This window comes from Chryseobacterium sp. Mn2064, assembly GCF_049319685.1.
Taxonomy (GTDB): Bacteria; Bacteroidota; Bacteroidia; order Flavobacteriales; family Weeksellaceae; genus Chryseobacterium.
In genome coordinates, this window is sequence record NZ_JBMOUE010000001.1 from 388,130 (window position 1) to 406,124 (window position 17,995).

The 17,995-nt window shown below is 35.5% G+C and carries 20 protein-coding genes; 9 read left to right on the forward strand and 11 right to left on the reverse strand.

Features of this window, described 5'->3' with window-relative positions:
- Positions 1 to 444, forward strand: coding sequence for a hypothetical protein (locus ACL9RH_RS01750; RefSeq protein ID WP_422691606.1), 444 nt, complete (start codon positions 1 to 3; stop codon positions 442 to 444).
- 74 nt (positions 445 to 518) lie between these two features.
- On the opposite strand, the gene gcvT is transcribed toward ACL9RH_RS01750, so the two are convergent.
- From gcvT to idi, 3 genes are read right to left on the reverse strand one after another with little or no spacing between them, the layout of a single operon-like run.
- On the reverse strand, positions 519 to 1,595 hold the full coding sequence (gene gcvT / locus ACL9RH_RS01755) for a glycine cleavage system aminomethyltransferase GcvT (protein WP_422691607.1): 1,077 nt from the start codon (positions 1,593 to 1,595) through the stop codon (positions 519 to 521).
- Positions 1,596 to 1,604: 9 nt separating this feature from the next.
- Positions 1,605 to 2,075: a hypothetical protein gene (locus tag ACL9RH_RS01760; RefSeq protein ID WP_422691608.1), complete on the reverse strand. Its 471-nt coding sequence runs from the start codon at positions 2,073 to 2,075 to the stop codon at positions 1,605 to 1,607.
- 2 nt (positions 2,076 to 2,077) lie between these two features.
- Positions 2,078 to 2,587, reverse strand: coding sequence for an isopentenyl-diphosphate Delta-isomerase (gene idi / locus ACL9RH_RS01765; protein WP_422692645.1), 510 nt, complete (start codon positions 2,585 to 2,587; stop codon positions 2,078 to 2,080).
- A 337-nt stretch (positions 2,588 to 2,924) separates the two neighbouring features.
- On the opposite strand from idi, the gene ACL9RH_RS01770 reads away from it, so the two are divergent.
- Together ACL9RH_RS01770 and ACL9RH_RS01775 are read left to right on the forward strand one after the other, a co-directional pair.
- The gene (locus tag ACL9RH_RS01770; RefSeq protein ID WP_068942588.1) at positions 2,925 to 3,335 is read left to right on the forward strand and encodes an LNS2 domain-containing protein; all 411 of its coding nucleotides are present in this window, start codon (positions 2,925 to 2,927) and stop codon (positions 3,333 to 3,335) included.
- A 96-nt stretch (positions 3,336 to 3,431) separates the two neighbouring features.
- Positions 3,432 to 4,391: a D-2-hydroxyacid dehydrogenase gene (locus ACL9RH_RS01775; RefSeq protein WP_422691609.1), complete on the forward strand. Its 960-nt coding sequence runs from the start codon at positions 3,432 to 3,434 to the stop codon at positions 4,389 to 4,391.
- Positions 4,392 to 4,461: 70 nt separating this feature from the next.
- On the opposite strand, the gene mscL is transcribed toward ACL9RH_RS01775, so the two are convergent.
- Positions 4,462 to 4,842 (reverse strand): large conductance mechanosensitive channel protein MscL, encoded by a 381-nt coding sequence (gene mscL, locus ACL9RH_RS01780; protein ID WP_422691610.1) that lies wholly within the window; start codon positions 4,840 to 4,842, stop codon positions 4,462 to 4,464.
- A gap of 243 nt (positions 4,843 to 5,085) precedes the next feature.
- Between mscL and ACL9RH_RS01785 the strand changes: the two genes are divergently transcribed.
- From ACL9RH_RS01785 to ACL9RH_RS01800, 4 genes are read left to right on the forward strand one after another with little or no spacing between them, the layout of a single operon-like run.
- On the forward strand, positions 5,086 to 6,591 hold the full coding sequence (locus ACL9RH_RS01785; RefSeq protein ID WP_422691611.1) for an NAD(P)H-hydrate dehydratase: 1,506 nt from the start codon (positions 5,086 to 5,088) through the stop codon (positions 6,589 to 6,591).
- Between the two features lie 51 nt (positions 6,592 to 6,642).
- Positions 6,643 to 6,831 carry a hypothetical protein gene (locus ACL9RH_RS01790; protein ID WP_422691612.1) on the forward strand — a complete coding sequence of 63 codons (189 nt, stop codon included), beginning with the start codon at positions 6,643 to 6,645 and terminating at the stop codon, positions 6,829 to 6,831.
- A gap of 37 nt (positions 6,832 to 6,868) precedes the next feature.
- Positions 6,869 to 7,345, forward strand: coding sequence for an RNA polymerase sigma factor (locus ACL9RH_RS01795; protein WP_422691613.1), 477 nt, complete (start codon positions 6,869 to 6,871; stop codon positions 7,343 to 7,345).
- Entirely contained in the window at positions 7,332 to 7,910 is a 579-nt protein-coding gene (locus ACL9RH_RS01800; protein ID WP_422691614.1) for a hypothetical protein, read from the forward strand. The genes ACL9RH_RS01795 and ACL9RH_RS01800 overlap by 14 nt, the downstream gene beginning before the upstream one ends.
- Before the next feature lie 58 nt (positions 7,911 to 7,968).
- Here the strand turns inward: ACL9RH_RS01800 and lgt are convergent, their stop codons facing one another.
- Both lgt and yidD read right to left on the reverse strand, forming a co-directional pair.
- Positions 7,969 to 8,817 carry a prolipoprotein diacylglyceryl transferase gene (gene lgt / locus ACL9RH_RS01805; RefSeq protein WP_422692646.1) on the reverse strand — a complete coding sequence of 283 codons (849 nt, stop codon included), beginning with the start codon at positions 8,815 to 8,817 and terminating at the stop codon, positions 7,969 to 7,971.
- A 447-nt stretch (positions 8,818 to 9,264) separates the two neighbouring features.
- Positions 9,265 to 9,513 carry a membrane protein insertion efficiency factor YidD gene (gene yidD / locus ACL9RH_RS01810; RefSeq protein WP_422691615.1) on the reverse strand — a complete coding sequence of 83 codons (249 nt, stop codon included), beginning with the start codon at positions 9,511 to 9,513 and terminating at the stop codon, positions 9,265 to 9,267.
- Between the two features lie 101 nt (positions 9,514 to 9,614).
- On the opposite strand from yidD, the gene ACL9RH_RS01815 reads away from it, so the two are divergent.
- Positions 9,615 to 10,892 (forward strand): replication-associated recombination protein A, encoded by a 1,278-nt coding sequence (locus ACL9RH_RS01815; RefSeq protein WP_422691616.1) that lies wholly within the window; start codon positions 9,615 to 9,617, stop codon positions 10,890 to 10,892.
- 57 nt (positions 10,893 to 10,949) lie between these two features.
- Here ACL9RH_RS01815 and ACL9RH_RS01820 read toward each other — a convergent pair whose 3' ends face one another.
- The 5 genes from ACL9RH_RS01820 to ACL9RH_RS01840 form a co-directional block, all read right to left on the reverse strand.
- Complete coding sequence (locus tag ACL9RH_RS01820; protein ID WP_422691617.1) at positions 10,950 to 11,384, reverse strand: hypothetical protein; 435 nt, start codon at positions 11,382 to 11,384, stop codon at positions 10,950 to 10,952.
- A 114-nt stretch (positions 11,385 to 11,498) separates the two neighbouring features.
- On the reverse strand, positions 11,499 to 13,721 hold the full coding sequence (locus ACL9RH_RS01825; protein WP_422691618.1) for a DUF2339 domain-containing protein: 2,223 nt from the start codon (positions 13,719 to 13,721) through the stop codon (positions 11,499 to 11,501).
- A 111-nt stretch (positions 13,722 to 13,832) separates the two neighbouring features.
- Entirely contained in the window at positions 13,833 to 14,543 is a 711-nt protein-coding gene (locus ACL9RH_RS01830) for a hypothetical protein (protein WP_422691619.1), read from the reverse strand.
- A gap of 352 nt (positions 14,544 to 14,895) precedes the next feature.
- Positions 14,896 to 15,744, reverse strand: a complete 849-nt coding sequence (gene pheA / locus ACL9RH_RS01835; RefSeq protein ID WP_422691620.1) for a prephenate dehydratase — start codon at positions 15,742 to 15,744, stop codon at positions 14,896 to 14,898.
- Between the two features lie 211 nt (positions 15,745 to 15,955).
- Positions 15,956 to 16,372, reverse strand: a complete 417-nt coding sequence (locus ACL9RH_RS01840) for an acyl-CoA thioesterase (protein ID WP_422692647.1) — start codon at positions 16,370 to 16,372, stop codon at positions 15,956 to 15,958.
- A 136-nt stretch (positions 16,373 to 16,508) separates the two neighbouring features.
- Between ACL9RH_RS01840 and dnaA the strand changes: the two genes are divergently transcribed.
- A complete protein-coding gene (gene dnaA, locus ACL9RH_RS01845; RefSeq protein ID WP_422691621.1) occupies positions 16,509 to 17,963 on the forward strand; it encodes a chromosomal replication initiator protein DnaA in 1,455 nt (484 codons plus the stop codon).
- Positions 17,964 to 17,995 lie beyond the last annotated feature (32 nt).

A 17,995-nucleotide genomic window follows, 5' to 3' on the forward strand; every position in this document is an offset into this window, starting at 1 on the left:
ATGGGATTTGGATTAGAGATCTATCTCATTTTTGATGTAAAAGAACCATTTGAAAAGTATTTGGAGCTTAGAGACCGTTATCATTTTGATCATAGAAACGGCTTAAACTTAATGATGACAGGGGATGGGGATGCAGGAGATGAAGATCGACTGTTAAGGCAAGTTGAAAGAGTTTTAAACGTTGATCTTACTTTGTTGGATTTCTGGGATTACACCGAAGAATACGAAGGTTTTACAAGTATAGAACATTTACGAATAAAACTGATTGAACTGGAATATGCACTAGCAGAAAACCCTGAATTTTATAAAAGAATCAGCTGGGGGCACGATGTAGAAGAAGGATATTTGAAAGACACTTTTTTAAGTGACGTGCGCTTTTTAATAGAAAGACTTACATTGAATCTTCAAAACGGAGCCTCTCTTGTAAAATATATCTCAGACTGAAAATCTTCTTTTGAAATAACAAATCAGCCCTGTAAATTTTACAGGGCTGATGTATTTATAAATATTTTTTCCGATTATACAAAAGGAGCTTTCACCACTTTTGCAGGAATGTTTTTGTTTCTTACCTGAATGAAGATCTCAGAACCTAGTTTGAAATGAGGTTTATCTACATAAGCAAGTCCTAAACCAACCTTCTTCATAGGAGACTGTGTTCCGGAAGTTACTTTTCCAATTACATTTCCTTCAGCATCTACAACAGGGTAGTCATGTCTTGGAACCCCTTTGTCTGTAAGTTCAAAACCTACCAGTTTTCTGGTAACTCCTTCTTCTTTTTGTTTTGCGAAAGTTTCTTTAGACACGAAATCTTTATCAAACTTGGTGATCCATCCCAATCCAGCTTCAATTGGAGAAGTAGTATCGTCAATATCATTTCCGTAAAGGCAAAATCCTTTTTCCAATCTTAAAGTATCTCTGGCAGCCAAACCGCAAGGAATAATTCCTTCTTCAGCACCAGCATTTATTACAGCATCCCAAAGTTTTTCAGCACTTTCATTGTTGAAATAGATCTCGAAACCTCCACTTCCTGTATAACCTGTATTGGAAATAATCACGTTATTTTCACCTGCTACACTTCCTATCGTAAAGTGGTAGTAAGGAATTTCTGAAAGATTTACATCCGTGATCTTTTGAAGGATTTCCGTCGCTTTCGGCCCCTGAATTGCCAATAATGACATCTCATCAGAAGCATTCGTCATTTTAGCTCCGAAAGTATTATACTTTGAGATATGATCCCAGTCTTTATCTATATTAGAAGCATTTACAACCACAAAATATTTGTCATCTTCTATTTTGTAAACAATAAGGTCGTCTACAATTCCTCCGTTTTCGTTAGGAAGACAAGAATATTGTGCTTTTCCGTTTTCAAGAGCGTCTACATTGTTGGTCGTTACAAACTGTAAAAGATCTTTTGAACCTGGTCCTTCGATGAAAAACTGTCCCATGTGGGAAACATCAAATAATCCGGCTTTTTCTCTTACGGCAAAGTGCTCTTCCGTTACTCCGGAATATTGTACAGGCATTTCAAAACCTGCAAAAGGTACGATCTTAGCTCCCAAAGAAACATGTTTGTCGTACAATGCTGTTTTCTTCATATTTAATTTTTATTTCTTTATTTTAAAACTATTGAAAGTCTCATTAAATAAGGTCATATAGTTTCCGTTCCAGAACTTCTGTCCACAGTTGATAGAAACTAAGTATAAATTTTGATCTTTTTGAAAAGCCTTGGTCGTCCAGAAAAGCTTCTCTTTTTCATCGTAGTGTTCGTAAGAATATTCTGTATAGCCTTTTGATCCTTTTTTTTCCTTCACTTTAGTCTCAGCATCTTGGGACTGATAAAGAGCCAGAACAAATTTTTTCATTTCTTCTTTAGGGAGAGGAAGATCGTGGTATTCAGAGATTGTGATCGCTCCAATCTGGCTTGTTGGGAAAATATTGACAATATCGCTGTCGTTGGTAGATTTCCAGCCTTCAGGAACATTGATGGTATAATTGGGACTTTCGTATACTTTTGCTTGTTGGGCAAAAAATAAACTTCCTGACAGAATTGCAGAAAAAAGCAGTATTCTTTTCATTATTAAAAATGGTGTTTGTATTCTTCAAGGATGATTTTAAACCATTCCGTAAAGTTTTCAGGATGTTCCGCTATTTCCTTATCCAAATCTTCGGGAGAAATAAATCTTACTTCTTCCACTTCTTCTTCATTAAGATTGAAATCGGACTCATGGTGTCCTATAAAAACATGATCGAGCTCATGTTCCCATAAACCACCGCCTACATCTGCTTTATAAATGAAATAGAATTTTTCTGAAAGTTCGGCTTCAATTCCCAATTCCTCTCTCAGTCTGCGATTTGCTCCTGTAAGATAGGTTTCCCCTTCTCTAGGATGCGAGCACACAGCATTAGTCCACTGATTGGGAGAATGGTATTTTCCTGAAGCTCTTTTCTGAAGAAGCATTTCTCCTTTGCTGTTGAACAGAAATACAGAAAAAGCACGATGCAACAGACCATTGATGTGTGCCTGCTGCTTTTCCATCAGACCCAAAACTTCATCTTCAGGATTCACTAAAACTACAAATTCTTCCATTTCTACAAATGTAAGTGTAATAAATGTATTTTGGAAATTTTTAGGCAAACATCATGTTTTTTATCATAAAAGCAGATGCTATTGATAAGTTGAGGCGGATACCCGTTTTTTTAACCGCTCTTTACCGTATTTTTTACTTATGATATTTTTTTGAACCTTCTTAATTAGAGATGTTTTTTTGATAAGCGAAAATTTTTAATCATAAGCAGGAAAATAGTTGATAAAATATTAATATTATTCTTTAAATAGTATTTTTTATAGTAAAATATTAATATAAACCAAGTTTTGTAAGACTATTAGAGCGAAAAGCCCTAACTTTGTTACTTAATGTTTAATGATGGAATTAGAATACATAGAGCACATTAGCCCGATCCTTAAAGATGGCGTAAAAAATTACTTAATAGACATAGACGGAACCATTACTGATGACGTTCCCAATGAAGAACCGGAGAGAATGGTTACCTGCGAGCCTTATCCAGATGCATTGGAAACAATCAACAAATGGTATGATGAAGGACATCAGATCTGTTTTTTCACTTCAAGAACCGAAAATCTTAAGCAAATTACAATAGACTGGCTGGATAAGCATGGTTTCAAATACCACAGCGTACTTTGCGGAAAGCCAAGAGGAGGAAACTACCACTGGATAGACAATCACCTGGTAAGAGCTACCCGATACAAAGGAAGGTTTACAGATTTGGTAGAAAAGCAGGTGACTATTGAAGTATTCAAAGAAGATGGCGAATAAAAAATATAAATCAAAGATTTAAAGATTAAATAACAAGGGGAACCCAGAAATGTTTTTAATTTTTAAATCTTTTCAATTTTAAATATACTTGTATTTATGAAAGTTTTAGCAAACGACGGCCTGGATCAATCAGGGATTGATGCATTAGCAGAAAAAGGCTTTGAGGTGATCACTACAAAAGTTCCACAGGAGTTTTTGGTAGATTATATTAACGAGCATAAAATCCGAACTTTATTGGTGAGGAGTGCTACCCAGGTAAGAAAAGATATTATTGACGGATGCCCATCCATTGAAATTATTGGAAGAGGAGGAGTAGGAATGGATAATATTGATGTAGACTATGCCAGAGAAAAAGGTATTCATGTAATCAATACTCCTTCAGCTTCATCAGAATCGGTGGCGGAACTTGTTTTTGCTCATCTGTTTTCAGGAGCCAGATTCCTTCAGGATTCCAATAGAAAAATGCCAGTGGTAGGAGATACGGAGTTTGCAGGACTTAAAAAAGCATATGCTGCTGGAATAGAGCTGAGAGGAAAAACCATCGGAATTGTTGGGATGGGAAGAATTGGGCAGGAGGTTGCCAGAATAGCTTTAGGCCTTGGGATGAGAGTGGTTGCTGCGGATAATAACGTAGGGAAAGCCAGCATCAAAGTGAAATTCTACAACAATCAGTTCATCAATGTAGATATAGAAACTGAGCCGTTACAGGAAGTTTTGAAGCATTCAGACTTTATTACACTACACGTTCCCGCTCAGAAAGACGGATATATGATTGGTAAAAATGAATTTGAGATCATGAAAGATGGAGTAGCCATTGTGAACTGCTCTAGAGGAGGAGTTATAGATGAAGCTGCTTTGGTTGAAGCATTGGATTCCGGTAAAGTAAGATTTGCAGGATTAGATGTTTTCATCAACGAACCTACACCATCTAAGGAGATTCTTACGCATTCAAAAATCTCTTTGACACCCCATACAGGAGCTTCCACTCTTGAAGCACAGGACAGAATCGGGCTTTCTCTTGCAGAACAGATCTCAAGTATTTTGCAGATCCACTAAGTGAAAGTTAGAATATATGATAAAAGCACCTCGATTGAGGTGCTTTTTATTGTTATATAGTGGAAACAGATTATAAACCGTTTTTATTTTTTAACAAATCTCTGATCTCTGTTAATAGTTTTTGATCTTCTGTAGGTCCTGCCGGAGCCGGAGCCTCTTTCTTATTAACCTTATTCGCTATTTTAATGATCCAGAAAAGAACCATAGCGATACACAGAAAGCTGATTACCGCAGAAAGGAAGTTTCCATAAGCCACTCCGTTCCAGGATAGCTTGGCAATATTTTCTGCCCCTGCAGCTTTTAACGCCGGATTCAAAATCAGCGGAGTAATTACATCTTCTACTAAAGACGAAACAATTTTACCAAATGCTGCACCAATGATCACACCGACAGCAAGATCGAGAACATTGCCCTTGAAAGCAAACTCTTTAAATTCTTTTACAAATCCCATAATTTATATTTTTTTAATTAGTATATACACAAAAATATAATTTAAAATGTAAAAAACATTACTTTCTGTAGTTTTTATTCCCAAATGTTAGAATTTTATTTTGTATATATAATACTTTATTTGATGAAAATCCGAATTTCAAGAAAACTGTTATTCTATGAATAATAAGTAGCTTTTTTTATCATTATTGTGCCATTCTAATAGAAAATGTTTTGTAATTTGCTTAAAACTTGATGAGGTATTATGAAAATTTTCACCGCCGAACAAATACGAAATTGGGATCAGTTTACCATTTCACACGAGCCTGTTTCTTCCATTCAGTTGATGGAGAGAGCTTCAGTCGCCATTGCCAATTGGATCTCTGAACATTGTAAAAACCATAAGAGAGCAGCTGTATTTTGCGGAAACGGAAATAATGGCGGGGATGGATTAGCGATTTCGAGAATGCTCTACATGAAAGGATTTGATGTGGATATTTTTGTAAGCGACCCCAAAAGTAAATTTTCTGAAGATGCAGCCGTGAATCTGAAAAGACTCAGGGATATCTCGGGGATAACCATTCGGAAGTTCAGTCAGATAGAACAACACAGCTTTGATGATAAAACGATTATCATTGATGCACTTTTCGGAACAGGATTATCCAGACCCTTGGAAGGAGATCTCCAACGTCTTGTTGAGCTACTCAATACAAAGGATAATCTTACCCTATCTGTTGATGTTCCTTCAGGGTTATCTGTCGACAGTTTATTTGAAGATGAAGCTGTTATTCTGAAAGCAGATTACACGCTGAGTTTTCAATGTTGGAAACGCAGCTTTCTTCATCCGGAGACCGGAAAATATACCGGAAAAGTAGTGATTCTTGATATTGATTTAAGTAAAGAGTATTCAGAAAAGACCGAAACGAAGTACTTTGTGACAGATGATTTATTGATAGAAAGAATTTTTAAACCAAGACAGGATTTTTCTCATAAAGGAAATTATGGAAAAGCAGTGATTGCAGGGGGAAGTTATGGAAAGATCGGAGCTGTCGTATTAGCAACAAAGTCGGCGTTAAAAACCGGGGCAGGGCTTACTTTTACGCTTTCTCCTAATTGTGGTTATGATGTACTTCAGAGTACCTGTCCAGAGGCCATGTTTATAGAAGGTGGCGAAAAATATATGACAGCTTTTGAAAATAATCCAGATTTTACGTACGGAATTGGGCCGGGTTTGGGAATTCATCCAGACACAGAGAAAGGTTTGTTCAACTTTCTTGAAAACTATCATCAACCCTTAGTACTGGACGCAGATGCTTTGAATATCCTGTCAAAAACGTCGGAAAATCTTAAACTGATTCCTCAAAAATCTATTATTACGCCACATCCAAAAGAATTTGAACGCTTGTTCGGAAATACAGAAAACTCCTTTAAACGACTTGAGCTTGCTATAGAAAAATCAAGAGAGTTGAATATTTATATCGTACTGAAAGACCATCATACACAAATTATTACCCCTCAGGGAAAAGTGTATTACAATATTACAGGAAATGCGGGGCTTGCAAAAGGAGGAAGTGGTGATGTCCTTACCGGAATTCTTACCTCACTTCTGGCTCAGGGATATTCTGGTGAAAATGCAGCGATTTTTGGAGTGTGGTTACATGGAAGAGCAGCGGACTTTGCTGCTGAAAAGTATTCTCAGGAAGCTGTATTGCCCACAGATGTGGTAAATGAGTTGGGAAATGTATTTAAGCTTTTACAATATAAACTGTAACATTTTTCATTGTTTTGTATCTAAAGAATAAAGCAACTTAAAATTGACGAGATGAGTACAATGATAAAAAGAGGACAAAAGATCATGGCAGTTGGAATTTTGCTGGTGATACTTCCTTTATTCTTAAGAAACTGGTTGGTCATTCCGGACCTTTACAATGGCCTTCTTGCAGGTATTGGTATTGGATTGGAGCTTCTGGCCATCATTACAATAGTGCGAGGAAAAAAAATAGGGTTCTAATATCATTTTGCATTTAGAATTTACAGACATCTTCCCAATGGATTTTGATGAAATTTATCGCATGTATTCTCCCAGGATTTTTCGGGTGTGTCTTGGCTATTTCAATGATTATGATATGGCCAGAGATATGACGCAGGAAACCTTTGTTTCTGTGTGGGAAAACATTCGAAAATTTGAAGAACGTTCAGAAATCAGTACCTGGATCTATAGAATTGCGACCAACAAATGCTTGAGACAAATTCAAAAAGATAAGAGCCATCTGAAAACCGACTTTCCTGAAAATATAAAACAGGAAGAATATAACTTTGAAAAAGATGAAAGACTGTCTCTTCTTCAGCAGTACATTTCAGAGCTGCCGGAAATTGAAAGAATTATGATAGCTCTGTCGTTAAACGGACTTTCACAGGAAGAAATTGCTGAAATTACCGGTACTTCACATGCTAATTGTCGCGTTAAGCTTCATCGGATTAAAAAGAAATTAATGAAAAAAATTGAAGAGGATGGACGATTTTGAAAAAATAAAGGAAATATGGCTTTCCGAAAGAAACGTACTTTTACCCGATTCAGAAGAAATAAAATCAAGTGTCAAACGATACAAGTCTTCAAAAAAGAGGAATATGTATTTGTTGGCTGCGGCGGCAGTTCTTATATGGGTAATCATCATTTGCGTTATTGTATTTGGTAAAGCGGATCATTACACAAGAATCATAGGAGAAGTCTTTATTTTTTTAGGAATCAGTATCATGGTGTTCATTAAAATTCGATCTTTAAATAAAGTCAATACGACTGAGTTCGCTACTAATCAGGATTTTTTAAATCACCTTAAAAAAAGTACTTTAAAAGAATCGAAAGTAAATGGTTTTCAAATGTCAGCTTTCGTTTTAATGGGAGGGGGGTATGCATTTTATATATATAAAGATGTTTCAGATAATGATCTTTTAATGATCTTTTCCTATTCTGCTCTTATTATATTTCTTCTTTTGATGTATTTTGTTTTCCGACCCTTTGCAGAAAGAGCCTCAAAGAAAAAAATTAAAAGGCTTCTTGATAATATTGATATGATCAATTCTCAGATATAATCATTAAAAAAGCTTTTCAGAATTCTGAAAAGCTTTTTTAATTTATTTATATGTTTATTTATTCCGGTTTTGCGTTCTCTTCTTCAGTGATTTTGAACTTCTTGGAAACAATCATAATAACAACTCCTGCGATCATAAAAGGAATAGATAAAACCTGTCCTGTGTTCAAACTTCCAATTTGGATAAATTCGTCTCCCTGTGGTTCTTTCAGGAATTCAACAAAGAATCTAATCGCCCAGAGAATGATGAAGAAAAGACCAAATAGCCATCCTTGCTGATACTTTTTATCCGTTTTTCTATATAAAACCCATAGCAAAATGAAAAGAGTAACGTAACCTATTGCCTCAAAAAGCTGGCTTGGATAACGAGGTACGGTAAGACCATACTCACTGCTCTGTTGAGGGAAAAGTAAAGCAAAAGGAGAATTAGCGTCTGCAGGTTTTCCTAAAATCTCAGAATTGAAAAAGTTCCCCATCCTTACAAATGCACCTCCTAAAGCCACTACAATACCCAATCTGTCATATACCCAGAAAGGATTTTTCTTAATGATTTTAAAAGAATAATAAAGGGTAGTAAAGATCAAAGCGATAGTAGCTCCGTGACTGGCTAATCCAGAGAATCCTGTAAACTTAAATCCGTTTTTAGTACTGATCGGTAAGAAAACACTCCAGAAATCCTGTTTGAACAACTCCGGCTGGTAAAAAATAACGTGGCCTAATCTTGCTCCAAGAATGGTTCCTATCAAAGTCCATGTGAAAAGAGGTTCCAGGTATTTTTGGTTTACATTATCAATCTTGAAAATTTTCGTCATCAGAATATATCCGAATCCGAAGGCAAACACAAACATCAAGCTATAAAAGTGCAGTGTAAAACCACCTATTTGGATTCCTTTAGAAGGATCCCATATTTTAAAAGGAGTTTTAAGTTCTACTTTATCAGAATCTGTGATCGGTTTTGCCGATTTTACAGCGTATTTAAATGTGGTGATGTTATCTTTATTAGCAGCAGTTTCAATCAATTTGAAATTTTTATCAAAAAACTGATATTTTGCATCTTTGAATTTCGCCAACGTTGAAATCCCGTAATTGTAATAAGCTATCTCAAAATTAGCCTCATTCAGGATGACAACAACATTATTATTGATGGCTCTGTCGGGAAAAGCAGTAAGATCTCCAAACTCTGTAGTAGAAAAGATCTTTACAGGAATATTGTTTCCGTTGACATCCAAAGTTCCATCAGATAAACCTCCGGGGTATTCCTGTGCTACAAGACACTGCGTAATCAATGCAAATAGTACCAGATAAATTCTGAAAAAAATAGTATTCATTTTTCTATTGATTTAATCGTTTGATTTTTAATGATGATGTTTCGGCGGAACAGGATCGTACCCGCTTCCTCCCCAGGGATGGCAGCTCAAAATCCTTTTAAATCCCAGCCAGAAGCCTTTAAATAACCCATGCACCTTAAGCGCTTCCAGCATGTAATGTGAGCAGGTAGGTTCGTAACGGCAGTTTTTGGGAAGTATAGGCGAGATAAACCATTGGTAAAATTTTATCAAAATTACCAAAGGAAATGTAATGATTTTATTGAATGTAAGTTTCAAAACAATGCAAAAATAGCGTAAAAAAATGAAAATTAGTTTAATTTTGTTAGAAGTTTCAGCGTTCGAAAATCTGAAATATTGATCTTAAAAATAAAATTACTTTGAACCAAAATATTCCATTAGCCGAAAAATTAAGACCCAAAAATCTGACTGAAGTACTGGGGCAGGAGCATCTTACCGGAGAAAAAGGAACCATCAGAAAAATGATTGAAAACGATACCCTGAATTCCTTAATCTTTTGGGGGCCTCCCGGAACAGGAAAAACAACACTGGCAGAAATAATTTCTGAACAGTCAGGGAGAAAATTCTATAAGCTTTCGGCTGTTTCTTCCGGGGTGAAGGATGTACGCGACGTGATTGATGATGCTAAAAAACAGAACTTATTTTCCGGCAAACCTCCGATTTTATTTATAGATGAAATTCACCGTTTTAATAAATCCCAGCAGGATTCCCTGCTTCATGCGGTTGAAAAAGGGTGGATTGTTCTGATAGGGGCTACTACAGAGAACCCAAGTTTTGAAGTGGTTTCCGCATTGCTTTCCAGAAGTCAGGTTTATATTTTAAAGGCATTAAGCTATGAAAAGCTGGAAGAACTTGTTGATATTGCTTCCGCGAGATATAATAAAGAGGAGGGAACCGATTTTAAAATTCTTGAAAAAGAAGCTTTGATCCAATATTCTGGAGGCGATGCCCGAAAACTGATCAATTCTGTGGAACTAGTTCTGAATCAGTATAAGAATTCTAAGGTAAAGGAAATTATCAATTCTGATGTTCTTGAAGTTCTTCAGGAAGCCATGGCTCTTTATGATAAGAATGGAGAGCAGCATTATGATATTATTTCAGCTTTTATCAAATCTATGAGAGGAAGTGATCCCAACGGAGCGGTTTATTGGTTGGCGAGAATGATTGCTGGTGGAGAAGATATCAAATTTATCGCAAGACGAATGCTTATCCTGGCTGCTGAAGATATCGGATTGGCTAATCCTAATGCTTTGGTGATTGCCAACAACTGTTTCCAGGCGGTAAACGTTATCGGAAATCCTGAGGCAAGAATTATTCTAAGTGAAACTGCGGTCTATCTTGCGGTATCTCCTAAAAGCAATTCTGCTTACATGGCAATTAATGATGCTTTAGCGCTGGTAAAACAAACCGGGAATCTTCCCGTTCCGCTTCATTTGAGAAATGCTCCAACCAAACTGATGAAAGATCTTGATTATGGAAAAGAATACAAATATGCCCATTCTTATGAAGGTAACTTTGTAGATCAGGATTTTCTTCCTGAGGAAATTAAAAACATCAAATTATACGAACCGGGAAACAACTCTACGGAAAAGAAAATCTATGAAGAGTTGAAGAAGAAATGGAATAATAAATATTAAAAATAAAAAAGGATACTGTTGTAATAGTATCCTTTTCTGTTATATCTTGATTGGAAATTACTCAGTCGTGGAAATGAATAATGTCTTTTTACCATTATGCATTTTTTCCTCAGTTTTTTTCTTGATTTGTGGGTAAATTAAGGTTGTTGTATCATTGAACTCCACACCGTCAATAAAAACAGAAGTATCCTGCGAAATTCCATGTTGGGTATTGATTTCAGCCAAAGACATGGTGTCAAATATATTTTTTCCGTCCTTAAATTTATATTCAGTCACTCCTTTTGTAAATAATTTACTGTATTTCTTCAGATTTTGAGGAAGACTTGCCAGGGTTCCGTATACTTTCAAAACCTGTACTGAGGATTTTTTTGCATTGAACATATCCACTGTTCCGATAGCATGATCGGCAATAGCAAACTTTGGAGAAGCTTTTTGCTGTGCTACTAAAGCCGCAGACGATAGTAGTAAAAAAGAATAGAGTAATTTTTTCATAATCAGAATAGGTAAATATTAAAAACGAGATAAATATAGTTATTTTTTATAAAATGTGAACGGAATGTTCCATTGTTTTAAGTTTTGTTTAGTAATAAACTTATTTTCTATTGATTATGAGTCTTTATGCTCTTCAGATTCATTCTTTTTATCAACCATATTTTTGATGATATTTTTAAGACGCTGAAAAGCAAAAGAACTGAGCAGTAAAATAACTCCAAGAGCAATAAATGCACTGATTCTTGAAATATTATCCATCTGCCACACGTCATAAGCATAAAGTTTTAAGATCATTAATCCTAATAATGCAAAACCAATTTTGTTGTATTCCTGAATATTCTTTTTCAAACCTATATAAATAAAAATGCTGGCAAGAACGGCCCATATTATTGGCAGATAAAGCATATTAAAATGTTCTTTGGCAGTATAAGAACGAAGAATATCCTGAGAAACGGTTAAAACATAGGAATGATGAAGCTCACAACTTACAGAAATGATGATTGCCAGAGAAAGAATCCAATAAGAAACGGTACGTTTATGAAATTCCGAGGAAGGAATAATACGGAAACATACATATATAAGAGGAATCCATTGAAGCAAATGCAGCAGATAAAAACCGGTAGATAATTTTCCAGATAGAATAGTGTCCACAACAGACGATGTGGCTATTGATATATTAATTGCAGAAAGAATTAGCAAAACATAGATTAAAGCCGTCTGAATTTCACTTCGGATCCCCAATCGTTTTTTGAAGGCTAATAATGCGAAAATATAATAAATGCTATATAATAATCCTGAAGTTAGAACTGTAGACCATGGCATTTCGGAAAGATGGCATATGATTTCCAAAAGGAAGGTTGTGTAGATGATTCCGTAGCTGGCTACTGTAATAAGCTCTTCAAAGAAGTTGTTCTCTTTTTCTTTTGTGCTGTTTTTGAGTAAATATAAATTAATAATGCTTGAAGCAATAGTAAAAGAACTTGTAATGAAGACAGGATTAAAGATAATAGTATAATTTTTTACCCCAAGATAATCTGTCCATGTAATAGTTTGAGCGATCAATACCAGAGGAAAAAGAATATAAAAGCAGATTTTGAAAATCTGATGTCCGGTTTTTTTCCAGAGGAAAAGAAGTAGAGTAGCTTCTATCGCCCAAATACTGGTGATGAGGTGTGTTTCGAACTGAATGGCAACAGCTACAGTGATCAGACTGGTTGTGATTCCTGCAAATACAGCATAAGGTATCGCAAAACTTTTCCGCCCGTATTCTCTAAAAATAAGAATGGAATTGATTACAGCAAAAATAAGAGGGAAGATAATCGCTGGTTCATAGTGTAATTCATTAAAAATATAAATCGGACCTAAAATACTTGAAAAATTAACAAAAGCAAGCATTAAAATATCAGACGTTGAAAGCTTACCTTTTTTAATATAATCCTGCAAAGCAAAAACATAAAAGATCACATAACTGATCATATAGAAGATAATTGCTAAAATCTCAGGATCGTCTGTCGTCCAGTAAAGAAGATAACAGGTTGTAAAAATATAAGCGGTCCATCCAATGCTTTTCCAATGCTTAAGGAAAGATATGATAAGCATTCCTATATTTAAAAGACTAAGATAAATAAACAGGAAAGGATAATTACTGTCTCCTGTACTGATCATCAAAGGGGCGGTAAACCCACCAATCAACGAAAAAATAATAAGAACTTCACTTTTATAATAATAAGATAGAATGATGGACGCAGCTGTAATCAAACTTGTGATGACAAAAGCCGTGTTCTGAGAAAAAAGATGATATTCCCGGAATGCGATGGTTACTGTGAAATAGAGAACAGCAATTCCACCTCCCGTAATAATAGAAGCGAAAGTAGTATAATTTTTCCTGAGGAAATGCCCAATAAGGATGATGGCTGCTCCGGTGAAGAATCCAATTCCGGCTCTTGCCGTTTCTCCGATCCAGTTTTTGTCTATCGCGTATTTTACAAAATAACCAATTCCCAGAACAAGAGTGAAAATACCAATAATGGTAAGTGCATTTTGTTTTAAAAAATCAAATAGGGGAGTAATCCAGTCTTTTTGAGGAACAGTTTGAGGTAGATCATTTTCAGGAAATCTTATATTTTCTCTTTCGGTTTCATGAGGTTGTAGCTGTTCAGGAGAAATAATATTATCTGGCGGAATATTTTCTTTGACCGTTTTAGTTGTTGATAGAGGTATGTTGATTTTAGACCTAAGATCAGATATTTCCTTCTCAAGCCTTCTGATTTTTGAATTCAGATTATTAAAAATGATGATAATAACTATGACTAATGCAGCTGCAAAAAATTCATTCATGTTATAGTTTTTATCAAATATAAAGAAATGTGTTCAAAAACACTGTTAAAAAATTAACCCATCACTGTATAGCGATGGGTTAACGGTATAGATAACTAACAATATGTTTTTTTAATTAGATACTTTGTAGATGTAGAAAGATGCAACACTGGTGGATAATAGTGTTAAAGTGATTCCTGGGTCTATGAAACCAAAGGTAACTCTGTCACCTGCCTGAAATGAATATAATGAATTGATCGTAGAGTCTGATATGGTTAAATTGGCTACTACAAGGTTCACACCGTTGAAAGTACGTGAGTCTATTAACGTAGTAACCCCCGCTCCGGCTCCTCTTGTTCTTGTAATTCCAATACCTGTACCACTGCTTAATAAAGAAGCCTGTATTCCTGTTCCGAATCTGAACGAGTAAGAAACAGCATAAACCCCTGTAGATGGTATGGTGTACGTTGAATTGGTGTCATTAAATAAAGCTGCACTTCCTATACTTCTTTCGGCTGCTAGGAAATTAACAGGCTTGAAGTCTCCAAGAACTCCTACGGAAAGAAGGCTGATACCGGTGTTTTTTTTTGCAGCATAAACGGAAGTGTTTGTACCGGATGCGGCAATTAATAATTGTGGGTCCAGTGCGAAAACTTCTGTAGTAGCTGCGTCTTGAGCTAAAACCTGATATCCAGTTACAGTAGCCGCAGGTGGAGTAACCCTAACTCTTAATGTTCCATTAACGTCCAAAGTGGCTGTAGGGGTGTCTGTATTAATACCAACTTGTGAAAATAATGGTAATGAAGCACACGCAAATATTAGGCTGTAAATTTTAGTTTTCATGATCAAGATTTTTAATTAGTTGTTAACAAATATACAATAAAAATTATACTCTGCATTGTGAATTTTATATTTTTAATATTAATATGATGTAATATATCTAAACATTTGTTTGTTTTTTAGCGATAAATATTACATAATTAATTTACGAGTTATTATTGAGTTTTGTTGATTAATTGGGTGTTTGTGAGAGGTTTAAAAAAAAATAATTCTCCCTTTTGTATGGGTTATTTTTATACAATATAAACCCTTGTAATTTAGATGATTATTTGTGCGTTTTTTCTTGATTTTAAGCATAAAAAAAGCGCTGTTTTCTCATGACAGCACTCTTTTTTATAGATTTTAGCAGATTTTTTTAGCTTTCCAGAAGGAATTCTTTATAGTTTCCAAGAAAATCGACATCGGCATTGATGGATTCCAGCTCTTTCAGAGAGTTTCCATGTAAAACTTCCTCCCAGTGTCCTTCCACATTTATAAAGAAGAAATAATTACCCAGACCCGTTTTCAATGTTCTGGATTCAATTTTGCTGAGGTTCATTTTTCTCCAGGCAAAAACAGATAAAACCTGATGAAGTCCTCCGGGGTGATCTTCAGGAAGAGTAATCAACATTCCTGATTTTTCTCCAAGAATTTCCAGATTTGGATTTTCATATTTTTCCTGATGCTTAGAGATCACAATAAATCGGGTGTGATTCTGTTCAAAATCCTGAATATTGCGGTCTACGATTTTAAGACCATATAGATTAGCGGCAAACTGATTGGCGACGGCAGCAATTTTAGTCTCAGGATTTTCCGAAATAAATTTAGCGGCTGCAGCTGTAGAAGAAAAATCCTGCTTAGGAATACCTTTATAATGAGTATCCAGGAAATGGAAACTCTGTGCCAATGCCTGAGGGTGCGAATATATTCTTTCAATATCCTCTATCGCATTTTCAGGATGAATCATCAGGTGATGGGCAATAGGCATTACTGCTTCCGCTTCAATTTTGATGGACGGGGTCTTATATAAATAATCCAGCGTCATAGAAACAGTTCCTTCAATAGAATTTTCCAAAGGAACAACGGCCTTCAGTGCTTCTCCGTTTTCCACTGCATGGAAACAATCCAGAATACTGGCTTGTGGTAAAAGCTCTTCATTAGGGAAAAGCTGTGCAGCGGCAAGTTGGGTGAAGCTGGCATGAGGCCCCAAAAATGCAATCTTCATAAATAATATATATATAAGGTATGATAAACAAATGCAAAGGTGCGAATTAATTCACAAATAGAGTGGGTGTTTCGGGTTTGTTTTGTTGTTGAGAGGTGTCAGTTGCGGATTTATTTTGAAGTAGGGTATGAATTGCTCGTTGTTTCAGTTACTGTTTATCCAGAACGTTAACCTCAGAATTTTAAGCCTCCCATTCTCAAACCCTCTATACCTATTCATTTTCATTCCAGTTCTTCTCAATAAGTTTCATTAAAAAGTCCGGACATTTGATAACTTTATTCGTTTTAGAATCTAAAAAGAAGAGCGTAGTGGAAGCTTCTGTAATTTTAATATGCTCCTCATTATAAATTTCATATTCAAATTCAATCCTAACTCCCGGGATTTTTTTTACATACGTATGAATTTCTAAATTTTGATCATACAAAGCTGGTCGTAAATACTTAATTTTGTAGTCCGAAACCGGAAGCCAAATTCCTTGGTTTTCAATTTCATCGTATGAAATTCCGATGCTTCTGAAGAGCTCAACCCGGGCAACTTCGAAGTACTGAGCATAGTTGCCATAGTATACATATTTCATAGGGTCTGTTTCGGCGTAACGTACTCGTATTGAGTGTGTTGTGTGTATCATTTTAGGTCTTAAATTATACATACAAATATATTTTTAAATAATCAATAGGTGCAATATTTTTTTTTGAAAAGAAAAAATTGGACCTTTGTCTTCCTTCTAAAAACAGTACAAACAAAGAATAATCGGGGCATAAAAAATGGATGATAATTTAATGATGTTATGGCAGAAATGCCTTCAGTTTATGCGTGATAACTTAAACGCGGCTGAAGACAATTCTGACCTGAAAAAACTTGAAAAATCTTTCGATATGTTATTTGATAAGGTTGAGCCACTTTCATTAGTTGCAAACAACCTTACACTTATCGTACCGAGTGATTTTTACAAGGAATATATTGAGGATAATTATCTGTCCTTACTTTCTGCTGCCCTGAAGAAAAATATAGGAAAAGGAGTAAAATTATGGTATTCTGTAATGGAAAACAGACCAAAAGGTCTTGAAAAACCCGTTACTATGAACATGAAGGGACAAAGCGTTCCTACTCCAAAAACACAGGAAACAATGCCACAAGGATTTTCAGCTAATATTGTAAACCCATTTGTGGTCCCTGGAATAAGAAAAGTAAACATCGATTCTAACCTTAAACCTGACTATTCTTTTGATAGTTATGTAGAAGGAGAAAGCAATAAATTTGCTGCAACAGTAGCAAGATCTATCGCTAAAAGACCTGGAGCTACCGCATTCAACCCATTATTCCTATATGGAGGATATGGAGTTGGAAAAACGCATTTGGGCCAGGCCGTTGGTCTTGAAGTAAAAAACCAGTTTCCGGACAAAGTGGTTCTTTATCTGTCATCTGAAAAATTCATTCAGCAGTTTATTTCAGCTGCCAAAGCACATAAGCAGACGGAATTTGCGAATTTCTACCAAATGGTGGATGTTCTTATTATTGATGATATTCAGTTCTTATCAGGAAAGTCGGCTACACAGGACAGCTTCTTCCATATTTTTGATCATTTGCATCAGAATGGAAAGCAGATTATCCTTACTTCCGATAAAGCTCCGGCAGATATTATGGATATTCAGGACAGAATTGTTTCCCGTTTCAAGTGGGGGCTTTCTGCAGAAATCAAATCTCCCGATTTATCTACAAGAAGACAGATCATCGAAGACAAATTAAGCAGAGACGGAATTGCTCTTCCTGATGATATGTTAGATTTCCTTGCTGCAGAAGCAAAAACCAATGTAAGAGAACTTATCGGAGTGATCAACTCGGTGATCGCTTACTCTACAGTATATAAGAGAGACTTAAGTCTTGAACTGTTAAAAGAAACAATCAATAGAATTGCTGCTAACCAGAAAAAGGTAATCAACATTCCTTATATTCAGGATGTGGTGTGCGACTATTTCGGAATCAAAAAAGAACAGCTTCTATCGAAAACAAGAAAAAGAGAAATTGCATTACCAAGACAGCTTGCCATGTATTTCTCAAAAGCATTTACCAACTCTACATTTACTAAAATTGGTGAAGAAATGGGAGGGAAAGACCACTCAACGGTAATGTATGCTTGCGATACCATCAAAGACGTATCGAAAATTGATAAAGAAATCAAAAAGTACGTTAAAGATCTTACCGAAAGAATCAAACAGTAGAGATCATACTGAGTTAAAATATTTGAAATGAA

Excerpts from the sequence above, each read along its gene's own strand:
- ACL9RH_RS01750 (WP_422691606.1), top strand. The coding sequence starts at position 1 with ATGGGATTTGGATTAGAGATCTATCTCATTTTTGATGTAAAAGAACCA.
- gcvT (WP_422691607.1), bottom strand. The coding sequence starts at position 1,595 with ATGAAGAAAACAGCATTGTACGACAAACATGTTTCTTTGGGAGCTAAG.
- ACL9RH_RS01760 (WP_422691608.1), bottom strand. The coding sequence starts at position 2,075 with ATGAAAAGAATACTGCTTTTTTCTGCAATTCTGTCAGGAAGTTTATTT.
- idi (WP_422692645.1), bottom strand. The coding sequence starts at position 2,587 with ATGGAAGAATTTGTAGTTTTAGTGAATCCTGAAGATGAAGTTTTGGGT.
- ACL9RH_RS01770 (WP_068942588.1), top strand. The coding sequence starts at position 2,925 with ATGGAATTAGAATACATAGAGCACATTAGCCCGATCCTTAAAGATGGC.
- ACL9RH_RS01775 (WP_422691609.1), top strand. The coding sequence starts at position 3,432 with ATGAAAGTTTTAGCAAACGACGGCCTGGATCAATCAGGGATTGATGCA.
- mscL (WP_422691610.1), bottom strand. The coding sequence starts at position 4,842 with ATGGGATTTGTAAAAGAATTTAAAGAGTTTGCTTTCAAGGGCAATGTT.
- ACL9RH_RS01785 (WP_422691611.1), top strand. The coding sequence starts at position 5,086 with ATGAAAATTTTCACCGCCGAACAAATACGAAATTGGGATCAGTTTACC.
- ACL9RH_RS01790 (WP_422691612.1), top strand. The coding sequence starts at position 6,643 with ATGAGTACAATGATAAAAAGAGGACAAAAGATCATGGCAGTTGGAATT.
- ACL9RH_RS01795 (WP_422691613.1), top strand. The coding sequence starts at position 6,869 with ATGGATTTTGATGAAATTTATCGCATGTATTCTCCCAGGATTTTTCGG.
- ACL9RH_RS01800 (WP_422691614.1), top strand. The coding sequence starts at position 7,332 with ATGGACGATTTTGAAAAAATAAAGGAAATATGGCTTTCCGAAAGAAAC.
- ACL9RH_RS01820 (WP_422691617.1), bottom strand. The coding sequence starts at position 11,384 with ATGAAAAAATTACTCTATTCTTTTTTACTACTATCGTCTGCGGCTTTA.
- ACL9RH_RS01825 (WP_422691618.1), bottom strand. The coding sequence starts at position 13,721 with ATGAATGAATTTTTTGCAGCTGCATTAGTCATAGTTATTATCATCATT.
- ACL9RH_RS01830 (WP_422691619.1), bottom strand. The coding sequence starts at position 14,543 with ATGAAAACTAAAATTTACAGCCTAATATTTGCGTGTGCTTCATTACCA.
- pheA (WP_422691620.1), bottom strand. The coding sequence starts at position 15,744 with ATGAAGATTGCATTTTTGGGGCCTCATGCCAGCTTCACCCAACTTGCC.
- ACL9RH_RS01840 (WP_422692647.1), bottom strand. The coding sequence starts at position 16,372 with ATGATACACACAACACACTCAATACGAGTACGTTACGCCGAAACAGAC.
- dnaA (WP_422691621.1), top strand. The coding sequence starts at position 16,509 with ATGGATGATAATTTAATGATGTTATGGCAGAAATGCCTTCAGTTTATG.